The organism is Thioclava litoralis (assembly GCF_045278885.1).
Lineage (GTDB): Bacteria > Pseudomonadota > Alphaproteobacteria > Rhodobacterales > Rhodobacteraceae > Thioclava > Thioclava litoralis.
Genome location: NZ_CP135445.1, coordinates 265329 through 286243, shown reverse-complemented (window position 1 = coordinate 286243; position 20915 = coordinate 265329). Strand labels below are relative to the sequence as shown.

The window sequence follows — 20915 nt, the reverse complement described above, 5'->3', positions numbered from 1 at the left end:
GGCAGGGGCCGTGGCCTCCGCCCCGCGGGTTTGCCGTAAAGCCGTGAAGGGTCAGCCGTTGAGGCGGTCCAGAATACGCACCCAGGACCGGATGCCCTTATGGAAGCTTGTCACGTCGTATTTCTCGTTCGGGCTGTGAATGGCGTCATCCTCATTGGCAAAGCCGATCAGCATCGCATCCATGCCGAGGATATCCTTGAAATAGCCCGCAATCGGAATGGACCCGCCCATGCCGGTGATCACCGCCTCGCGGTCCCATTCATCGGTCAGCGCAAGACGCGCTTTCTCGAATTCGGGGCGGGAGGTGTCCATGAAGGCGGCTTTCGCCCCGTCAAGGCTGCTATCCCAGTGAATTTCGGCATCCTGCGGCACGCGCGCTTCCAGATGCGCGCGCAGTTTCGCCCGTACATCGACGGGGTCCATATCCCCCACCAGACGGCAGGTGATCTTGCAATGGGCCTCGGCGGGGATCACGGTTTTCGAGCCCGCGCCCTGATAGCCGCCCCACAGGCCGTTGATTTCGACCGTCGGGCGCGACCATTGCTGCTCGAGCGTCGAATACCCCTCTTCGCCATGCGCTTTCGTCATGCCGACACCGCCCAGATAGGCGGCCTCGTCAAAACCGCAGGTCTTCCACATGGCGAGTTGCTCTGCCGGAACCTCGGAGACACCCTCATAGAACCCGTCCACCGCGACACGGCCCGTCTCGTCATGCAGCGAGGCGATCAGCTTCGAGATTTCGCGCAGCGGATTGAGCGCAGGCCCGCCATAAAAGCCCGAATGCAGGTCGATGCGCGGACCTTTCAGCGTGAATTCTTCTTTCAGCATCCCGCGCAGACTGCCTGCGATTGTCGGCACCCCCGGGGACACCATGCCGGTGTCGCAGATCAGCGCCAGATCGGCTGTCAGTTCGGCGGCATTGTCTTTCATGAAAGGCACAAGCGAGGGCGACCCCGATTCTTCCTCGCCTTCAAAGAAAATTGTAATATTGCCGGGCAGGGTGCCAGTGGCCGCTTTATAGGCGCGGCAGGCCTCGATGAAGGTCATCAACTGGCCCTTGTCATCCGACGCCCCACGGCCACGGATCACTTTGCCCTTGGCGGTATCCTCGATCTGCGGCTCGAAGGGCGGCGTGTTCCACAGGGCCAGCGGGTCGACGGGCTGCACGTCGTAATGGCCGTAAAACAGCAGATGCGGGCCTGCGCCCTCATGGCGGGCGACAACCATCGGATGGCCTGTGGTGGGGCGGATTTCTGCCTTGAAGCCAATAGATTGAAGATCCTTCACCAGCCATTCCGCCGCCTTGGCGACCTCGGGCTTATAGGCCGGATCGGTGGAAATCGACTGGATGCGCAAAAGCTCCATCAGGCGGTTCATGGCATTGTCGAGATCGGCATCGACTTGGTTCAGGACAGCATCCACAGACATCACATACTCCTTGTTTGGGCCGACCCTAGCAGCGTGTGCGGCACTGTCCAGCGCCGCCCGCCCAGGCGGGCGCAAAGCACGGGCATGGCGGCTTTGCCATATATGCATAGGCTGCGACCATAGGTGCATTTGAAATCATTCTAAAATTGCGTATTTAAAGAGCAGCCTTTGAAAACACGCATCTGTAATTTGACCTTTGTCAATGTAAGGCGTGCTAAAGAGGCCTAACGCTGACCCAGCGAACGGATGCAAGGACAGAACCCATGAATTACGATCAGGCTTTGGACACAGCGATCAACCGGCTTCACGAAGAAGGCCGCTATCGCGTCTTTATCGACCTTGAACGCGAAAAGGGGGCCTATCCGAAAGCCACATGGACGAAAGATGATGGCACGAAGCACGAGATTACGATCTGGTGCGGCAACGACTATCTGGGCATGGGGCAGCATCCGGTGGTTCTGGAAGCCATGCACGAGGCGCTTGACGCGACAGGGGCCGGTTCGGGCGGCACGCGCAACATCTCGGGCACGACCGTCTATCACAAACGTCTCGAAGCCGAGCTGGCGGATCTGCATGACAAGGAAGCCGCGCTGGTCTTTTCGTCGGCCTATATCGCTAATGACGGCACGCTCTCGACGCTGCGCAGCCTCTTTCCCGGTCTGATCATCTATTCGGACGAGCTGAACCACGCCTCCATGATCGAGGGCATCCGCCGCAATGGCGGGGCCAAGCGGATCTTCCGTCACAATGATCTGGCCCATCTGCGCGAGCTTCTGGCCGCCGATGATCCGGCAGCGCCCAAGCTGATTGCCTTCGAGTCGGTCTATTCGATGGATGGCGATTTCGGGCCGATCAAGGAAATCTGTGATCTGGCACAAGAGTTCAACGCGCTGACCTATCTGGACGAGGTGCATGCCGTGGGCATGTATGGCCCGCGCGGGGCAGGCTATGCCGAGGCGATCGGCGAGACCCGCATTGACATTTTCAACGGCACGCTGGGCAAGGCCTTCGGTGTGTTTGGCGGCTATATCGCGGCCTCGGCGAAAATGGTGGATGCGATCCGGTCCTATGCGCCGGGCTTCATCTTCACAACTTCGCTACCTCCGGTTGTGGCGGCAGGGGCTGCGGCGTCGATCGCTTTCCTGAAGACGGCAGAGGGGCAGGCCCTGCGTGACAAACAGCAAGAGCACGCACGTATCCTGAAAACCCGCCTTAAGGCGATGGGGCTTCCCTTCATTGACCGTGGCAGCCATATCGTTCCGGTTCATGTCGGAAATCCCAAGCATTGTAAGGCGTTGTCGGATATGCTGCTGGAAGAATTCGGCGTTTACGTCCAGCCGATCAACTATCCGACCGTGCCGCGCGGCACCGAGCGGCTGCGCTTCACGCCCTCGCCCGTGCACTCGCTCAAGGAGATCGACGGGCTGGTGCGGGCGCTGGATAGCCTCTGGTCGCGCTGTGAGCTAAATCGCGCCGAAATGGCGGGTTGACCGATAACTAGCGGTGTAAACCTCTCTAGCCTGTGATAACTTTGCGATAACCAGTTCGGAGTAAACCGAATCGGACCACTCGAGTGCGATAGGGGCAGTATAGCAATGATCGGGCGAAGGACTTCTCCTTCGACGCAGGAGGATGTCGGGCTGAGAGGCTTTGAGGACTATGATCTGCGTCTTGGCGATCTGATGCGTGGCGAGCGCGCCACGCTTTCAAAATCGCTGCTTGATGTCCAACGCGAGTTGCGCATCAGGGCGGCCTATATTGCGGCGATCGAGAGCTGCGACATTTCCGCCTTCGATGCGCCCTCTTTCATCTCCGGCTATGTGCGTTCCTACGCGCGCTATCTCAACCTCGATCCCGAATGGGCGTTCGAGAGGTTCTGCCTTGAATCGGGCTTTGTGCCGACCCACGGCATGGCCCCGCAGGCATCGGCCCCTAAAACCCAAGCTAGCTCTGCGGCAAAGCCCGTCAATGCTCTGGGCAATCCCAATGCGGTCTTTATTCCGAAAACCGACAGCCTCTGGTCGCGGATCGAGCCGCGGGCCATCGGCTCGCTGCTTGTGCTGGCGCTCTTGGCAGGCGGAATCGGGTATGGCGGCTGGTCTGTTCTGCAAGAGGTGCAGCGCGTCAACCTGACGCCGGTGGACCAGCAGCCCAATGTCGTGGCCGAGCTGGACCCGCTTTCTTCGGTCGATACCCAAGCGGCGGATCCCGTCAAAAGCGCGGATGCGGATACCGGTGGCGACAGTCTGGACCGGCTGTTCCGTCCGGCAACGCTTGACACGCCGGTGCTGATTGCCCGCGACGGGCCGATTGCCGCGATCGATCCCAATAAAACCGGCGTGCTGTCCGGCGAGACCCAGACCGCGTCTGTCGATCAGGGGCAGGCCTCGACCCCTCCCAACACCGAATCCGCCATCAATCAGGCCATCGCGCAGGCGATGGGGCAGGGACAGGCGCAGCCTGCTCCTGAAAACGCGCCGGGCAATGCGGTGCGGGTGACGGCGGCCAATGCGGCGGATGTGGAAATTCTGGCTGTGCGGCCCTCATGGGTGCGGGTGCGCGCCGCTGACGGGTCGATCCTGCTGGAAAAAGTCATGAATGCAGGCGAGCGTTTCACGCTGCCCAAACTGGCAGAGCCACCGACCCTGCGCACCGGCGAATCCGGCGCGATCTATTTTGCGGTCAATGGTGTGGCGCATGGGCCGGTGGGCGCGCGCGGGGCGGTGACCAAGAATATCACGCTCAGCCCTGATGCGCTGTCGCAACGTTTCGCCGTGGCCGATCCGCAGAAAGATGCGGCGCTGACCAGCATGTTTGCGGTGGCCGATGCAGGGCAGGTGATCGGCGAGCCGAAACCGGCCACCGAATAAACACGCCAGATAAACACGTCAGGCGATCAATCCTTCTCGACAGCCGTTGCCCTTGTGCGACGGCTGTTTTACTTTGCCCCCGACATGTCCGAAGGAGTCTCCAATGTCCCTGAACCCGGTTCGTCCGTGGCGCAGCGTCGAACGCCGCAAATCCCGTCAGATCATGGTTGGCAATGTGCCGGTCGGTGGGGATGCGCCGATTTCCGTGCAGACCATGACCAATACGGATACATCGGATGTGAAGGCCACTCTGGACCAGATTATCCGCGCCGCCGATGTGGGCGCCGATATCGTGCGGGTGTCCACCCCCGATCAGGCCTCGACGCAGGCCCTGCGCGAGATCTGCCGCGAAAGCCCCGTGCCGATCGTGGCAGATATCCATTTCCACTATAAACGCGCCATCGAGGCCGCCGAAGCCGGTGCCGCCTGCCTGCGGATCAATCCGGGCAATATCGGCGATGCTTCGCGTGTGAAAGAGGTGGTGAAGGCCGCCAAGGATCATGGCTGTTCCATCCGCATTGGCGTGAATGCGGGGTCTTTGGAAAAGCACCTGCTTGAGAAATATGGCGAGCCTTGCCCCGATGCGATGGTGGAATCCGGTCTGGACCATATCAAGCTGTTGCAGGACAACGACTTCCACGAGTTCAAGATTTCCTGCAAGGCCTCGGATGTCTTCCTGTCGGCGGCGGCCTATCAGGCGCTGGCCGAGGTCACCGATGCCCCGATCCACCTTGGCATCACCGAAGCGGGCGGGTTGACCGCAGGCACGGTGAAATCGGCCATCGGTCTGGGCAACCTTCTGTGGATGGGCATTGGCGACACGCTGCGCGTCAGCCTGTCGGCAGATCCGGTCGAAGAGGTCAAAGTCGGCTTCGAGATCCTGAAGTCCCTCGGCCTGCGCACCCGTGGCGTGCAGATCATTTCCTGCCCCTCCTGCGCGCGTCAGGGTTTTAACGTGATCAAGACCGTCGAAACGCTGGAAAAGCGGCTTGAACATATCAAGACGCCGATGTCGCTGTCGATCATCGGCTGCGTGGTGAATGGTCCTGGCGAGGCGCTGATGACCGATCTGGGCTTTACCGGCGGCGGGGCGGGGTCGGGCATGATCTATATGGCGGGCAAGCAAAGCCACAAGATGTCCAATGACCAGATGATCGACCATATCGTTGAGCTGGTCGAGGAACGGGCCGAGAAGCTTGAAGCCGAGAAAAGCGCGGAAGAAAGCACCGCTGCGGAATAAGGGAAGGGGGCGCGCAAGGCGCCCTTTTTCATAAGCCCCGTTTCGTTACAGGGCCCGTTTCAAAGCCAGAAATAGGTTACGACCAGCAGAGCGGCGGCCAGCCCCAGTGCAACCAGCGTGAAGCGGCGATTGAGATCGAAGGGGATGCGGGCGGCAGGCACGGCAAGCTGGCGTCCGGTGATGATCGACATGGCCGAGATTGGCGAGGCCGAAATTGCCAGCGCCCAAGCAAGGCACAGGCTCAGCCCCAGTGCCAGCGGATGGGCCGCGCCAATCGGGCCTGCGCCCAGCAACTGCGCGATCATCACGACAACCACCGAATGCGGGATCAGCAGCGCCGCCGCCAGCGGCACCAAAAACAGGCAGCCCAAGATCGGCACAAGCGCGGGAACACCCTCACCGCCAAGGCCCGCCCCCCACCCCAGAAGCGCAAAGCCGACCGTGACCCCCGCGCCGATCACCGCCGCCGCCAGAAAGATCGTGGCTTCATTGGCCATAGAGGCCGAGGCCTTGCCCAGACCGCCCAACGGGTCGCTGTTTTTCATCGCGGCGCGGATCTCGGGTTCGACAAATGGCCAGCTCCATGACAGGATCGGCAGCACCACGCAGGCCGCCACCAGGAAGCTGATCTCCAGCAAACGGTGCAGGACCAACGTCACGATGATCAGGCCCAGCACCACCGACAAGATAACCGCCAGCGCCCGCCCGCCTGCAAGATCGGTGCTCCGGTCTGGATCGGGGCTGTGATCGGCCGCCGTTTCTTTACGCAAAGCCCAGAGCGTGCCGCATGTGATCACAAAGGCCGACGCCAGCGCCAGAAGCAGGAACGCCACGGGATCGAGCGTCGGAATGGCCGTGGTGACAATGGCAAAGCCGACGCCAATCGGGTTCCAGATGGTCGACAGAACCGTGCCGCGCAAGGCACATAGGGTCATCACGCGGGTATTGATCGGCGGACGCCCCTGTTCTGTGGCATGGCGCGCGTGGTTTTCCGCGATATCGGACATCATTCCGATCGTGCCGATATTGAACAGTACCGAAAGACCCTGCGCCCCAAAGGTCACCGCACCGGCCCGCCGGTTGGCCGAGGCGGCAAACAGCCGCGCCGCCGCCTGTGCGACAAGGCGCGAGGCCCTAACAGGCGCGCGGATCAACCCGAGCGAGGTCAGAAAGGCCGAAAACGCGGTGCCTTGGAACAGGGCGGTCTGCATATGCGGCAGCGCCTCGGGCCGGAGCAGCGCAATGGCCAAGGCCACCAGCACGGAAAGCAGCGCGAAAATCTGCGCCATACGCTGCACCGAGCCAAGCCGCAAAAGGGCCAGCACCACAGCGGCAGCCGCGGCCAGCCATGTCAGGGCACCAAACCCGGCCCAGATATGCGCACCAATCTGGCCGGTGACCAGACCGGCGATCATCACCACCGCCAGAATGCCGCAAAGACGGTCGAGATGCAGCCCGTAGGCGGAAGATGTAAAGAGCATAAAAATCCGGTGCGTTTTGCGTTTGTACCGTTATGCCAGCCTCTGCCACAGGGACAATCGTTGCAAATTGCATAGCTCCCTGCACCCTGACGCAAGGCTCGGACCGGGGCTCGCTCTGGGGCTAGGGCTGGGGAGCTTCGGCTTGCGGCCCCAAAGACGGCAGATTGGGACGGCTGCCGCTGATCAGGGTCAGCAGATCGGTGGCTGTGGCGATGGCATTGGCGCGTGGCGGAACGGCCACATAAACGGGCTCCCAGTCAGGGTCGAATTTCTGCTTGAAATCCCGAAGCCCCTCGAAATTGTAGAAATGCCCGCCATGACGGTAGATAAAGGCACCAAGCTGGCTGCTCAGCCGCGCGCCACGACGGTTTTCCAGCCCCGAAAGCGGCGCATTGCCCAAGCTGAAGCTCTGGTAGCCAAGCGCCTTGAAATGCAGCAGAAGCTCGGTGAACAGGAATTCCATCACCCCCGAAGCGCGTTCGGGAAGATGGCGCATCAGGTCAATGGTGGCGCGGCTCTGCGTCTGCGTGGTCCACAGATTGGCAAAGGCCACGATGGCGTCGTGTTTGTAGATCAGCGCAACGGGCGTCTGTTGCAGATAGGCCTCGCTGAAATAGCCGACGGAAAAGCCTTTTTCGGCACCGGCTTTAACCGCAAGCCACGCCTGTGAAATCTGCCGCAGCTCTTGCAAAAGCGCGGCACTATGCGGCGGCTGGACGACCTCCATGCGCAGACCGTCGCGCAGGGCGCGGGCATGGGTGGTGCGCAGGCGCTTGCGCGCGCTGCCTTCAAGGCTGAACCTGTCAAGCGGCACCACCGCCTCTTCTCCCAGCTTGTGCAGGGCCAGCCCCATATCGATCCACAGATGCGCCGAGGTGGCGGGCACGTCGTAGAAAAGAGGGCGGGCTCCGGCGGCTTGGGCGGCATCATGGAACGACCAGACCAGCCCCGAGGCCTCTTGCCTGTCCCCCACCGGCTCATGCAAGGCCACCCAGCTTCCGCCCTGAATGCGATACATCAGGAAGCTGTTGCCGCTTGGCGAGAACAGCAGCGCCTTATCGCCACTCAGGGCGATATTGGCCTTCGGGTCATCCTGCCGCGCGATAATGGCTGCGGCGCGCTGCATTTCCTCGGCACTTGCGGGGGCGGCATGCAGATTGCCCGGACGCAGGGCATAGCGCAGCAAAAGCAGGGTCATCACCAGAAAGCCCACCAAGGCCGCGCGCAAGGCACGGGGGGCGGCCTTATCGGTGGCGAATTGCCACCACAGGTCGCTGTTATAGGGCACCGCCTTATGCACAAAGAACAGGGTCGCCAGAATGGTCAGGGCAAGGCAGACCATCAGCATGAACCAGCGCAGCCCCAGCACATTGCGGGTCAGGCGGGTCATCCGGTAGAATTCACCACGCGCCGATTGCAGGATCAGCGAAGCGACCAGCAGCATAAGCGCGGTCGGATAGTCGAACCCATGTGCCAGACTGGCCACCATGCCAACCGCCAATGCGACCTGTGTCAGCCACCATGCGCCCGAAACCCGCCGCAACAGCCCATGCGCCAGCACGACAAGGCAAGCCCCGATGGCGCTTGACACCAAGGCCCCGCTTTCCAGAAACACCAGCGGCACGACATCACTGAGGCCATCGGCCATCGGGGCGGATGGCGGCAGCAGCGGCAGGATCATCAGCGCCGCCCCAAGGACGAAGGTCATGGCCGACATTGCCAGAGGGGCCAATGCGCTGATCGCCTGAAACGCGGGGGCCAGCAGATCGGCGCGGCCCGCAATCATCTTGCGGCTGGCCAGACGCACTTCCCCCAATGCCATCAGGATCATGGCAAGCGCGAATGGCAGGATATAATAGATCAGGCGGTACAGCAGCAAACCGGCGGCAATTTCCTGCGCGGGCACATTATGCGGCAGGGCCGCCACGATGATCGTCTCGAAGACCCCGACCCCGCCGGGCACATGCGACAGCACCCCCGCCATCACGGCCGCCGAGAAGACCGCAAGGAAGGTGGCGAACCCCAGCTGGTCGGCGGGCAGCAGGATATAGAGCGTCGCAGCCGACAGGATCGTTTCGGCCGCGGTAAAGAAGAACTGCCCGACAGACAGCGCCGGTCCCGGCATCTGCAACGAGATGCCGCGCAGGGTCAGGCTGGATTTACGGATGGACATCACCGCCAGCACGCCACAGCTTAGCACGACAATTCCGATCGCGGCCCAGCGGATCAGATGCGGCGATACCGAAATCACCGCCCCCAGCGCATGGGGGTGCCATGCCAGCGCGCCAAGCCCGATCAGCGTGGCTCCGATACCGAACGACAACGAGCAGAAAAGGGAGATCCCCGCAATATCAAAGGCGGAAAGCCCCATCGCCGAATAGATACGATAGCGCACGGCACCGCCGGTCACCGGTCCGGCCCCGACCGTATTGCCGATGGAATATCCGAGAAAACTGCCGGTCAGCACCACCGCCAGCGGCAGCTTCTTGCCGATGAACCGCAGGGCCGACCAGTCATAGCCCGCCAGCGCCGCATAGCCGCCACAGGTGCAAAGCACGGCCAGCACGACATCATGAAACGGCGTTGCACGGATCAGCCGGACGACCTCGACCATACTGACATGGGCCATCAGCCGATACAGGGCAAAAGCCCCGAGGCCGAATAGCACTGCGGTAACAAGATACGGGACCGCCCCGCGCAGCCTAGTTGAGATCATAGGCCTATGCCTTCAGATAGTGTGTCGCCAAATTTTATTGGCACGAAATCTTGTCCGGGATCAATGCCGGAGTTGGTTTGACTTTTGTTACATAACCACGGTTATCGCATTTTTATTCGGCAACCGCCGCAAGGGATCTTACCGCGCCTGTGTCAGCCGCGCGACCTCGACCAAGGCCGTATGGGCGCTGCAACCCTGCCCAAGTTTCGAGGTGCCGACATCTTTCGTCAGCACATTCGGATTGCCATCGGCATCGGCGGCACTGCCGGGGTCGCCATGCCACGCTCCGGTCGGCAAAGCGGTGACACCGCGCAGGATATCCGGCGTCACCCGTGCCCGCGCATGGCAGGCACCGCGGCTGTTGAAAACGCGCACCAGATCCCGATCGGCAATCCCGCGTGCCGCGGCATCCTCGGGATGGATCATCAACGCCACGGGGCGCGCGTCCTCGCTATCGGCCAGCGCGCATTCCAACTGGCTGTGCAGCTTGTCACCGGGCTGCGGCGACACAAGATGCAGGGGCGTCTGCGCTGTTGCCGTGCCCAGCCATTCCGAGGGAGGAAGCCAGACCGGATGACCGGGGCAATCGGCATAACCGAAGCCCTCGATCGTGTCCGAGAAAATCTCGATCCTGCCCGAGGGCGTCCCCAAGGGGCTGGCCTCGGGATCGGCGCGGAAACGGGCGAAAAACGTTGTGTCCGGCCCCTCGGTCGCAAGAGGCAGACGCACCCAGTTGCGGGCTTTCAACGTGGCCAGATCGGGCAGATCCAGACCTTGCGCCTGTGCCGTCTGGTGGAACTCCGCATACAGATCGGCAATCCATGCCGCCGCCATGCGCCCCTCGCTGAAACGTTCTGCCGCCCCAAGCCGTTCTGCCAGCCCGCAGAAAATCGCGTAATCATCGCGTGCCTCACCCACCGCCGGAATAAGCTGGGGCATGTAGAACAGGTAGTCATCCATTGACGAGCGCCCGATATCCTCGCGCTCGTAGGGGGTCGTTGCCGGAAACACGATATCGGCGCGCTTGGCCGTAGCGGTCCACCAAGGTTCGTTCACGATAATGGTTTCGGGGCGCTGCCATGCCTCGTGCAAGGCGTTCAGATCCTGATGATGGTGATAGGGATTTCCTCCCGCCCAGTAGATCAGCCGGATATCGGGATAGCAGGGCTGCTGGCCGTTAAAGTCATAGCGCGCCCCCGGAAAACGCAGCATATCGGCCATGCGCGCCACCGGAATGACGGTTTTCACCGGATTGTCCAGCTGCGGCAGGGTCATACCCTGCAGCGCCCGAAACGATTTCCCGACCCCGCCAATCGCGCCGTACCCATAGCCGACCCCACCACCGGGCAGGCCGATCTGGCCCAGCATCGCGGCCAGCACGGCGGACATCCAATAGGGCTGCTCGCCATGTTCCCCGCGTTGCAGCGACCATGCCACGGTGATCAACGTGCGGGTGCGGGCCATGCGCCGCGCCAAAATCCGGATCTGCTGCGGATCGGCCCCGCACAGCACCGCCGCCCATTCGGGGTCTTTCGGGCAGCCGTCGCTTTCGCCCATAAGATAGGACCGGAAGCGGTCGAACCCCGTGCAGTAGCGGGCCAGAAACGCCTCGTCCGCCAGCCCTTCCTGCACCAGCACATAGGCCAGTGCCAGCATAAGCGCGGTGTCCGATCCGGGACGGAGCGCCAGCCAGTCGCAGCCCTCGGGGGCATCGCCGCGCTGCGGCCCGATATTGAGGCAATAGATCCCCTTGGCGCGGAACCGCTCCAGCCAGCTTGCGGTGTCGTGCCGGGTGATGCCCCCCATGCTGACCTGCGCATTCTTGGAATTTATCCCGCCAAACATCACCAGCGTTTCGGTGTGATCATGCAGGGTCTGCCAGCTTTGCTGATGCTGGTAGAGCAGGCTGATGAAATCGGTGCCGAAGACATGCGGCATGATCGATTGCGCGCAGCCCGTGGAGTAGCTGCCGAACGAGGCCACATAGCCGCCGATACTATTGAGGAAACGGTGCACCTGACTTTGTGCATGGTGGAAACGGCCCGCCGAACTCCAGCCATAGGAGCCGCCAAAGATCGCCTCGTTCCCGTAGGTCTTGCGAATGCGGTCGATGTCCTGCGCGGCAATGTCCAGCGCCTCGTCCCAAGGCAGTTCGACAAAACTGTCCTCGCCGCGCCGGCCCTGCCGCCCGTTCAGCCAGCCCTTGCGGATGGACGGGCGGGCGATCCGGCTGTCGTGATGCACTGCGGCAGGCACGGCGGCAGGAATGGCCGACGGGGCAGGATCTTCGGAGAACGGACGGGCAGAGAGAATGCGCCCGCCCTCCGTTTCAACCTCGAAGGCCCCCCAATGGCTGGAGGTGACCCTGATCTGCCGTTTTCCGTCTTGCGTCATGATCTTGTGACCCCTGCCCGATCCGCTTTGGCCGCAGGATGGGCCGATCCGTGTCAAAGGTCCAGTACCGCCTTATGGGCACCTTCCCCGTTGACGGCATCCGCAATCCGGTGACGGGTCGTATGCGGTGACGGGCCCCAATAAAGCGGCAGGCATGCGGCAAGCCCCGCGCTCAATCGCCATAGACGATCATCGAGATGAATTTGACCCTGTCACAGCGCAATTCGGCCGGACCATGTTCGACCTCGCCCGAAAAGGTCAGCGCATCGCCTGCGGTCAGGGTAAAACGCTGCGTGCCGAACTGGTAATCCATCTCCCCCTCAAGCATATAGATGAACTCCGTGCCCGGATGGGCAAAGCGGGGATAGCTCTCGCTGTCCTTGTCCATCTCGATGAGGAACGGCTCGAAAGATTTCTGCGGCCCGCGATTATAGGAAAGCAGCCGGTAGGTATGGCCATGTCGGGTGCCGCTGCGCACGACCTCCAGCTGGTCGGCGGCACGGATCAGCTGTGCCGCGCCCTTCTTGTTCTCGACCTCGGCAAACAGCATGGCAATCGACTGGCCCAACGCGCCGCAGATCCGCTCGAGCGCATCAAGGCTGGCACTGGCCTGACCGTTCTCGATCCGGCTCAGCATGGCCGCCGACATTTCGGCCCCCGCTGCCACATCCGCCAGCGTCAGCTTCAGCGCCAGACGTTTGCGCCGGATGGCCGTGCCGATGCGCTGGTCGATCGGCACATGCGCCTGAGCGGTCAGATGGTCCGGGGCGGGGTCGACAGACGCAGGCGCGCGCGTCTTGGCGGATTTCGGCATCGGGATGTCCTACAGGGTCGCTTGGTAGAACTTTGGCGCATCGGTGTGGAAATGGAAAGCCTCCGGCCGCTTTACGCCAGAAAGGCCATATCGAACGGGGCCACGTCAGACGTGGCCCCGCGACACTCGTACTCAGGGCACTCACATAGGATGTGTCGATGCGGCCTTATAGGCATGACGCTCGTGGCGCCAGCCAAGGATGACGGCAATCAACACGCAAAGGTAGGTCGCAACCAGCCACGGCATCTCTGTGCTGCCATAGCCTGCAAAGATCGGGCCGGTCACACCGTCCCAGGATTTTGCAACAAAGGGGGCTTCCATAGGCTATCTCCCGTTGGGAAAGGTTATTCGGCGGGCGAAACCGCGCCATGCAGCGCTTCGGGATAGGCCTCGACCGGCACTTTGGTCTTGTCCAGACCGGTGATTTCGGCTTCGGCAGGCACACGGAGCTGGCCCATGATTTTCAGCAACCACGACACCCCATAGCCCGGCACAAAGCCAAGAAGCGCCATGACCACCGCCCCGACCAACTGGCCGGTGAAGCTGGTTTCAATGACATCCGGTCCGGAGAGCGCCGGATAGCCCTGTGCGGCAAGCCCCACGGCAAGAAGCCCCCACATGCCCAGACAGCCATGCAACGCGAAGGCGCCCACCGCATCGTCAATGCCGCGCCGTTCGACGAAAGACGCGATGAACGGCATCGCCACCGCACCGGCAAACCCGATCACGAAGGCCATCGGCGGATACCACAGGTCGATCCCCGCCGCGCAGGAGATGATCCCGCCAAGCGCGCCCGACATCATCCAGAACGGATCACGGGTGATCATCCAGGCCCCGATAATGCCGCCGGCCATGCCCATCAGCGTGTTGAAGGTCATCCCCGAAAGGGTCATCGGCGTGCCATAGATCGACGCCGCCTGCGTCACCGACCACGACCACGATTCCCCCGGCACGATCACACAGCCCATCAGGAAGCCCCAGAAGCCCGCGATAATCAGCATCAGGCCGATCAGCGTCATCGGCATCGAATGGCCGGGAATGGCATTGGCCGAGCCGTCGGGGTTGAACTTGCCGATCCGCGGACCGAGATTCATCGTCACCCCCAAGGTGAAGAACCCCGCGATCATATGCACGACGCCTGCGGCTCCGAAATCGTGATAGCCGAATTTGGTCACCAGCCAGCCATCCGCATGCCAGCCCCAAGCGGCGGCCAGGATCCACACGAAAGCGCCCAGAATGGTGGCCAGAACGACAAACCCCGTCAGGCGGATCCGTTCGATCAGTGCCCCCGACAGGATCGAGGCGGTGGTGGCCGCAAACAGCACGAAGGCGCCCCAGAACACGCCCGAGGACCGGTCGTCGAGATTGGGCCCCATATTGGGCGACCACGGCGCGGCCACCTCGTTGGCATAGGCCAGACCGGATGCGCCGGTCGGCCCCGCCGAAAGGTCGAGACCCGTCGGGAACGCCCAATAGACCCACCAGCCGATGAAATAGAAAAACGGCACGATCAGCGCGAAGGCCAGAATGTTCTTGATCCCAGAGGCCAGCGCGTTTTTAGACCGCGATGCCCCCATCTCGTAGGCCAGAAATCCCGCATGGATCAGCACCATCAGCGGGATCGTCAGAAAATAGAATGTCTCGGAGAAGGTGGTGCCGGTTCCGTCGGCCTTTGCCTTCAACTCGGCAACAGTTGCCGCCAGATTTGCTAGGTCCTGTTCCACGTCCAAAGCTCCCTGTTTGTGTGGAAGTAGTCTTGGGGAAGTCTTCTTGGGCCGGTGCGGGACCGGCCATGTCTAGGCATAGCGGGTAATTTGCATATGACGCAAATAACTTGCCTATTTTGCAAAAAATACATTGGTCGCATGAAAATTCAGCGCCAAATCCCCGCCCTTGCCGGAATCTGCCGCACCCCGTGCGGGGGATGTCCATGCGCGCCGCTACTCGCGCTACTACTCGGGCGGATTGGCCCGCGGCGGAATTTCGGCTAGAGCTGTCACAGACCGCACGGAGACCCGCTTATGACCATATTTGTTGATGCCGATGCCTGCCCCGTGAAAGCCGAGGTGGAACGGGTGGGCACGCGCCATAAGGTGCCGATGAAGATCGTCTCGAATGGTGGCATCCGGCCATCGCAAAACCCGTTGGTGGACACGATCATGGTGGATGCCGGCCCTGATGTGGCCGACAAATGGATCGCCGAACGTGCGGCGGCGGGCGATATCGTCATCACCAATGATATTCCGCTGGCGGCGAAATGCGTGGCCGCAGGGGCGCAGGTGTTGCGCCATGATGGCGATGCCCTGACCGAGAACAATGTCGGGCAGGCGCTGGCGATGCGCGACCTGATGACCGATATGCGTGCCGCCGACCCGTTCTTGCAGGGCCGCAACAAAGGCTTCACCAAAGCCGATCGGTCCCGCTTTCTGGACGCGCTGGAACGGGCCGTGCGCAAGGCGCGCGCCTAGGCGGCCTCAGGCCAATGCCGCCGGTCCGGCTGTGTTGGCCGTTTGCTACAGCCCCCCCCCCTGTCACCCCAACCCGAAAGAGGCGCGATGTTTTCCTGGTTCGAGCGGCGTATCGATCCCTATCCGGCAGAGCTGCCGCAGATGCCACCCGAAAGGTTCTGGCCCTTCATGCGCCATTACAGTCGTGGTGCCCTGCCTTGGCTGGCGCTGTTGGGGGTGACCTCCGGCGCGATCGCCTTGGTGGAGGTCTCGCTTTATGGCTGGCTGGGGGATCTGGTGGACCGGCTGGCCGACACCCCGCGCGAGACGTTCTGGGCCGAGAATTGGGCACGGCTGGCCCTGATGGCGCTGGGGCTGTTGGTGCTTTTGCCGGGGCTGAACCTGCTGGGCGGTCTGCTGATGCACCAGACCCTGCTGGGGAACTTCCCCCAAAGGGTGCGCTGGCTGGCCTATCGCTATCTGCTGCGCCAGTCGGTCGGGTATTTTCAGGATGAGTTCGCAGGCCGCATCGCGCAGCGCCTGATGCAGACAGCCCTTGGCGTGCGCGAAGTGGCGATGAAGCTGATGGATGTGGGCAGCTATGTCGTCATCTATTTCCTCGGCGCTTTGGCGCTGGCCGCCCATCAGGACTGGCGGCTGGCCCTGCCCTTTGCGCTCTGGGCGCTGGGATACGCCCTCATGCTGTCGAGGATCGTGCCGCGTCTGGGGCGTGTGGCACAGCAACAGGCCGATGCACGTGCGGCCATGACAGGGCGCATGGTCGACAGCTATACCAATATCGCCACCGTCAAGCTGTTTTCCCATTCCGACCGCGAAGAGCGCTGGATGCGGGAGGGAATGAACGGCTTCCTCGACACGGTTTACCGTCAGATGCGGCTGGCACAGGTTCAGGATATCACCCTCAGCCTGCTGAATGTCTGGCTGGTGGCCTCGGTCACGGGGGTGGGGCTCTGGCTCTGGACCGAGGGCACACTGGCCGTGGGCGCAGTCGCGATTGCGGTGCCGCTGGCGCTGCGGCTCAATAATATGGCCCATTGGATCATGTGGGAATTCTCGGCCCTCTTCGAGAATATCGGCACCGTGCGCGACGGGATCTCCAGCCTTGCGCTGCCGCGCGCGGTGCAGGACAGGCCGGATGCCAAGCCGCTGCAGGTCACCGCAGGGGCCGTACAGTTTGATCATGTGACCTTCCGCTACGGGCAGGACGCAGGGGGGCAGAACGCAGGGGAACAGGAGGACAGGGCGCGCCCGCTGGCGGTGCTGGACGACCTGGACCTGACCATCCGCGCGGGCGAGAAAGTCGGGCTGGTGGGACGGTCCGGTGCGGGCAAATCCACGCTGATCAACCTGCTTTTGCGTTTTCATGATATCTCCGAGGGGCGGATCACCATTGACGGGCAGGATGTGGCACAGGTGACGCAAGAAAGCCTGCGCGCCGCAATCGGGGTGGTCACGCAGGACAGCACTCTCCTGCATCGCTCGGTGCGCGAGAATGTCACCTATGGCAGGCCCGACGCCTCCGAAGAGGACATCGCCCACGCTTTGCGAATGGCCGAGGCCGATCGTTTCGTGCCGCGCCTGTCGGATGCGCAGGGGCGCAAGGGGCTTGCGGCCCATGTGGGGGAACGCGGCGTGAAACTGTCCGGCGGCCAGCGCCAGCGCATTGCCATTGCACGGGTCGCCTTGAAGGACGCGCCGATCCTGATCCTTGACGAGGCCACCAGCGCGCTGGACAGCGAGGTGGAAGCCGCGATCCAGTCCCGTCTGGATCTGTTGATGCAGGGCAAGACGGTGATCGCGATTGCCCATCGGCTATCGACCATCGCTGCGATGGACCGGCTTGTGGTCATGGATCAGGGGCGCATTGTGGAACAGGGCAGCCATGCCGATCTATTGGCGCGGAACGGTCTTTATGCCCGTCTCTGGGCGCGGCAATCGGGCGGGTTTCTGGCCAGCGGGATGTGATCGGGCCACCCGATCCCGGCACGCCCCAGCCAAAGGTAGCCCTTCTTCGGGCTTGCCTCACCGGATTCTTTTGTTATGTTATACTATAACGTAAAATCCGAGGCTATTATGACCCATGATCTGCTGGACCGCCTGAGCACCGAAGACCCAGAGGCCCGTTATCTGGCACAAGGCATCTTGCAGGGCAGCACCGCGAACGTGCTGCGCAGCCTCAAGGCGCCGGGGGTCGGGGCCAGCCTCTGGCAGCGTCGCCTGCCGGCGGGTCTGCTGGACTGGCTGGACCACCTGCCGGCCGCGCGCCTGCCCGCCCTGCGCGCCGAATGTCTTGCGCTGCGCGATGTGACGCGGGTGCTGGAGCGCAGCTTTGCCGACGCCCGCACGCCGGACGGGCCGGAACGACGCGCGTTTCAGGCGGATATCGAATATCTGGTGGGGGTGTTTGTCGATATTTTCCCCGTCACACGGCTGAACCTGCGCCTTGATGTCATCGAAAACGACGCCTGCCGCCGGTTTCATATCGACCGGTTACAAGCGCGGATGCTGTGCACCTATCGCGGCGAGGCAACGCAATTCGCGCTGGCGTCCGGCACGCAAGGGACCGCCACCGACATCATGGCCCAGCTTGGCACGGGCGATGTCGGGCTGATGCGCGGCACGCTCTGGCCCGGACAGGAAGGCTCCGGCGTCTTGCACCGCTCCCCACCGATTTCCGGCACGGGCCAGACGCGGCTTTTGCTGGTCATCGACCCTTGGGAAGAACGCCCCACCCGGTTCCACTGAGGTCACACAGCCCCACGGCGGGGAGATCAAGGGTCGGGGCGTCAGGCCCCGATCACCAAGGCATCCGACGGGTGGAGCGCAAGGCTGACCCGCTCGCCCACCTGAGGCGGGGCCGCGCGGGTGGTATTGAACAGATCCACCGCCAGCACCTCGCCGCCCAGATCGACGCGCAACCGAATGACCGATCCCAGAAAATCCACATCCAGAATGGTGCCTGCCAGCGCGGCCTCGCCCGCATTGAAATCGGCCGGTCCCACACGCAGCATCTCGGGGCGCAGCCCCAGCGTCACCTCGGAGCCCGTTACCTCGCGGTAGAGCCAGATCTCGTTCCCGCCGATTTTCACATGACCCGACGGCCCGTCGATCACCTGCGCCTGCACGGTGGTCAGCGTGCCCACAAAGCCCGCCACAAAGCGGGTGGCGGGGGTGTTGTAGATCTCGAAGGGCGTGCCGATCTGGTCGGCGATGCCCTGATGCATGACCACGATCCGGTCCGACATCGACAGCGCCTCTTCCTGATCATGGGTCACGAAAATGGTGGTGATGCCCAGCTCTTTCTGGATGGCGCGGATCTCGTTGCGCAGGGACACCCGCACCTTGGCATCAAGCGCCGAAAGCGGTTCATCCAGCAACAGGACCTGCGGCTTGGGCGCCAGGGCCCGCGCCAAAGCCACCCGCTGCTGTTGGCCGCCAGAAAGCTGGTAGGGATAGCGCTCGCCCATTTCGGGCAGGCCGATAAGCGAAAGCATCTCGGCCACGCGCGGCGCGATCTCGCGGGCGGGCACGCCCTGCACCTTCAGGCCAAAGCCCACATTCTGCGCCACCGTCAGGTTGGGAAACAGCGCATAGGCCTGAAACACCATGCCGATATTGCGCTGGTTGGGCTTGAGAGACGACACCTCGCGCCCGTCGATGGTGATCGAACCCGCCGAGGGCGTTTCAAACCCCGCAACCATGCGCAAGACGGTCGTCTTGCCACAGCCCGAAGGCCCGAGAAGCGAGATGAACTCGCCCTTCTCGATATCGAGATTGAAGTCTTTGACGACGCGGGTCGCGCCGAAGCTTTTCTCCAGATGGGAAATCGTCAGGAAACTCATCGACCCGCCTTGGTATGGTTTGTGAAACGTGTGACCAGCTGGATCAGCCCCATGCAGGCCCAAGTGATGACAAAGGCGATGGTCGCCAATGCAAAGGGCTCATAGGCTTTATTGGCGCCCATAAGCTGCAGATAGGGCCCGAAGGCCGGACGGTTCAGAAGAGCCGCCATCGTGAACTCGCCCATGACAATGGCGAAGGTCACAAACGAGCCCGAGAGCACCGCCACCAGCACATTGGGCAGGATGATCTGCCCGATGATGCGCACCCAGCCCGCGCCAAGCGATTGCGCGGCCTCGGTCAGCGTGGCCACATCGATGCTGCGCAGCCCCGTATCGACGGCGCGGTACATATAGGGCAGCGACAGCGTGGCATAGCCCATGACCAGAAGGAAATTGGTGCCCAAAGTGGTGCCGGTCAGCGGCAGCCAGCTTGATGTATTATAAAGCCGGATATAGCCGAACACGGTGACGATTGCCGGAATAACCAGCGGCATCAATGTGATGAACTCGATCAGCGGGCGCAGGCGCGGCAGTTTGAGCTGCACCCAGAACGCCGTGGGCACCACCAGCAGGATGCCGAAGAGGATGGTCAGAAGCGCCATCAGCACCGAATAGCTGAAGGTCTGGCGGAATTGCGGGTCCGAGAGCACGGCGGCATAGGCGTCGAAACTATAGACGCCGCGCCGCATCGAGAGCGAGAACTCGACCATCCCCCAGAGCGGCAGGATAAAGTAGAGAAGGCCGAGGATCATAATGGCCCATGAGGCTGCCTTGGTCATTTGAGCCACCTCTCGGAACGCATGCGCAGCACGATATAGATCACATTGGCCAGCCCCGTGACGAGGATCATCCCGAAGGCCATCGCATAGCCCAAATGCGGGTCGCCCAGCACATCGCCACGGATCTGCGCGAAGAGCATGATCGGCACGATATTGAGCGAGGAGCCGGTGAGCGCGATGGCGGTGGCCACAGCCCCAAAGGCATTGGCAAAGAGCAGCGCGAAAGTGCCAAGGATCGTCGGGAAGAGGATCGGCAGCGCCACGATGCGCCAGTATTGCGCCCCTGTCGCGCCAAGGCAGGAAGCCGCCTCGCGCCATTCGCGTTTCAGGCCATCAAGGGCGGGGGTAATGATCAGGATCATCAGCGGGATCTGAAAGAAGAGATAGGTAATCGTCAGGCCCCAGAAGCTGAGGATGTTGAACCCCATCGCGCGCAGATTGATGCCGAATTCATGGCGCAGGAACATGGTCACAAGGCCCAGCGGCCCGAGAGTAGCCAGAAAGGCGAAAGCCAGCGGCACACCGGCAAAGTTCGAGGCCACGCCCGAGAAGGTCAGAAGCGGCGCGCGGATCGCCTTGGGCAAGCCACCCAGCACCATCCCCGCCGCCATCAGGAAGCCCACCAGACAGCCGATGCCCGAGGAGGCCAGCGAGATCTTGATCGAGATCCAGTAGGAGTTGAGGATTGTGGGCGTAAACAGCCCCGCAAGGTTTGACAGGGTGAAGCTGCCATCGGGCCGCTGGAAGGCACCGATGACGATCTTCATCGTCGGCAGGGCCAGAAACAGCACGATAAAGGCGATAAAGGGCAAAAGCCCCAGCCATGTCAGGCGGATCCGGCGTTTGGCAGGAGAGTGGTCGGCCACAGGTTTTCCGATTTCGA

At 62.4% G+C, this 20915-nt stretch carries 16 protein-coding genes; 6 read left to right on the top strand and 10 right to left on the bottom strand.

The features are described 5' to 3' along the window. Nucleotides 1-51: 51 nt before the first annotated feature. Nucleotides 52-1428 carry a dipeptidase gene (locus RPE78_RS17115; RefSeq protein WP_330629299.1) on the bottom strand — a complete coding sequence of 459 codons (1377 nt, stop codon included), beginning with the start codon at nucleotides 1426-1428 and terminating at the stop codon, nucleotides 52-54. Nucleotides 1429-1691: 263 nt separating this feature from the next. Here RPE78_RS17115 and hemA point away from each other — a divergent pair, with 263 nt between their 5' ends. The 3 genes from hemA (at nucleotide 1692) to ispG (ending at nucleotide 5538) form a co-directional block, all read left to right on the top strand. Then, on the top strand, nucleotides 1692-2918 hold the full coding sequence (hemA, locus tag RPE78_RS17110) for a 5-aminolevulinate synthase (protein ID WP_330629298.1): 1227 nt from the start codon (nucleotides 1692-1694) through the stop codon (nucleotides 2916-2918). A gap of 105 nt (nucleotides 2919-3023) precedes the next feature. Continuing rightward, nucleotides 3024-4298 (top strand): RodZ domain-containing protein, encoded by a 1275-nt coding sequence (locus RPE78_RS17105; RefSeq protein WP_330629297.1) that lies wholly within the window; start codon nucleotides 3024-3026, stop codon nucleotides 4296-4298. 103 nt (nucleotides 4299-4401) lie between these two features. Continuing rightward, nucleotides 4402-5538, top strand: a complete 1137-nt coding sequence (ispG, locus tag RPE78_RS17100; protein WP_330629296.1) for a flavodoxin-dependent (E)-4-hydroxy-3-methylbut-2-enyl-diphosphate synthase — start codon at nucleotides 4402-4404, stop codon at nucleotides 5536-5538. 59 nt (nucleotides 5539-5597) lie between these two features. Here the strand turns inward: ispG and RPE78_RS17095 are convergent, their stop codons facing one another. From RPE78_RS17095 to RPE78_RS17070, 6 genes are all read right to left on the bottom strand, one after another. Next, nucleotides 5598-7019, bottom strand: coding sequence for a hypothetical protein (locus RPE78_RS17095; RefSeq protein WP_330629295.1), 1422 nt, complete (start codon nucleotides 7017-7019; stop codon nucleotides 5598-5600). Between the two features lie 121 nt (nucleotides 7020-7140). Beyond that, nucleotides 7141-9735, bottom strand: coding sequence for a bifunctional lysylphosphatidylglycerol flippase/synthetase MprF (gene mprF, locus RPE78_RS17090; protein ID WP_330629294.1), 2595 nt, complete (start codon nucleotides 9733-9735; stop codon nucleotides 7141-7143). Between the two features lie 138 nt (nucleotides 9736-9873). Further along, a complete protein-coding gene (locus tag RPE78_RS17085) occupies nucleotides 9874-12129 on the bottom strand; it encodes a molybdopterin-dependent oxidoreductase (RefSeq protein WP_330629293.1) in 2256 nt (751 codons plus the stop codon). Nucleotides 12130-12301: 172 nt separating this feature from the next. Next, nucleotides 12302-12943 (bottom strand): XRE family transcriptional regulator, encoded by a 642-nt coding sequence (locus tag RPE78_RS17080; protein WP_330629292.1) that lies wholly within the window; start codon nucleotides 12941-12943, stop codon nucleotides 12302-12304. 141 nt (nucleotides 12944-13084) lie between these two features. Continuing rightward, on the bottom strand, nucleotides 13085-13264 hold the full coding sequence (locus RPE78_RS17075) for a hypothetical protein (protein WP_330629291.1): 180 nt from the start codon (nucleotides 13262-13264) through the stop codon (nucleotides 13085-13087). A 23-nt stretch (nucleotides 13265-13287) separates the two neighbouring features. Beyond that, nucleotides 13288-14667, bottom strand: a complete 1380-nt coding sequence (locus RPE78_RS17070) for an ammonium transporter (RefSeq protein WP_330629290.1) — start codon at nucleotides 14665-14667, stop codon at nucleotides 13288-13290. A 297-nt stretch (nucleotides 14668-14964) separates the two neighbouring features. Here RPE78_RS17070 and RPE78_RS17065 point away from each other — a divergent pair, with 297 nt between their 5' ends. The 3 genes from RPE78_RS17065 (at nucleotide 14965) to RPE78_RS17055 (ending at nucleotide 18156) form a co-directional block, all read left to right on the top strand. Further along, nucleotides 14965-15411, top strand: a complete 447-nt coding sequence (locus RPE78_RS17065; protein WP_330629289.1) for a YaiI/YqxD family protein — start codon at nucleotides 14965-14967, stop codon at nucleotides 15409-15411. 87 nt (nucleotides 15412-15498) lie between these two features. After that, nucleotides 15499-17376: an ABC transporter ATP-binding protein gene (locus tag RPE78_RS17060; protein WP_330629288.1), complete on the top strand. Its 1878-nt coding sequence runs from the start codon at nucleotides 15499-15501 to the stop codon at nucleotides 17374-17376. Between the two features lie 108 nt (nucleotides 17377-17484). Then, complete coding sequence (locus RPE78_RS17055; RefSeq protein WP_330629287.1) at nucleotides 17485-18156, top strand: DUF1826 domain-containing protein; 672 nt, start codon at nucleotides 17485-17487, stop codon at nucleotides 18154-18156. Nucleotides 18157-18197: 41 nt separating this feature from the next. Here the strand turns inward: RPE78_RS17055 and RPE78_RS17050 are convergent, their stop codons facing one another. From RPE78_RS17050 to RPE78_RS17040, 3 genes are read right to left on the bottom strand one after another with little or no spacing between them, the layout of a single operon-like run. Next, nucleotides 18198-19253, bottom strand: coding sequence for an ABC transporter ATP-binding protein (locus tag RPE78_RS17050; protein ID WP_330629286.1), 1056 nt, complete (start codon nucleotides 19251-19253; stop codon nucleotides 18198-18200). Further along, nucleotides 19250-20032 carry an ABC transporter permease gene (locus tag RPE78_RS17045; RefSeq protein ID WP_330629285.1) on the bottom strand — a complete coding sequence of 261 codons (783 nt, stop codon included), beginning with the start codon at nucleotides 20030-20032 and terminating at the stop codon, nucleotides 19250-19252. Before RPE78_RS17045 ends, RPE78_RS17050 begins: the two co-directional genes overlap by 4 nt. Next, on the bottom strand, nucleotides 20029-20898 hold the full coding sequence (locus tag RPE78_RS17040; protein ID WP_330629284.1) for an ABC transporter permease subunit: 870 nt from the start codon (nucleotides 20896-20898) through the stop codon (nucleotides 20029-20031). Before RPE78_RS17040 ends, RPE78_RS17045 begins: the two co-directional genes overlap by 4 nt. Between the last annotated feature and the right edge of the window lie 17 nt (nucleotides 20899-20915).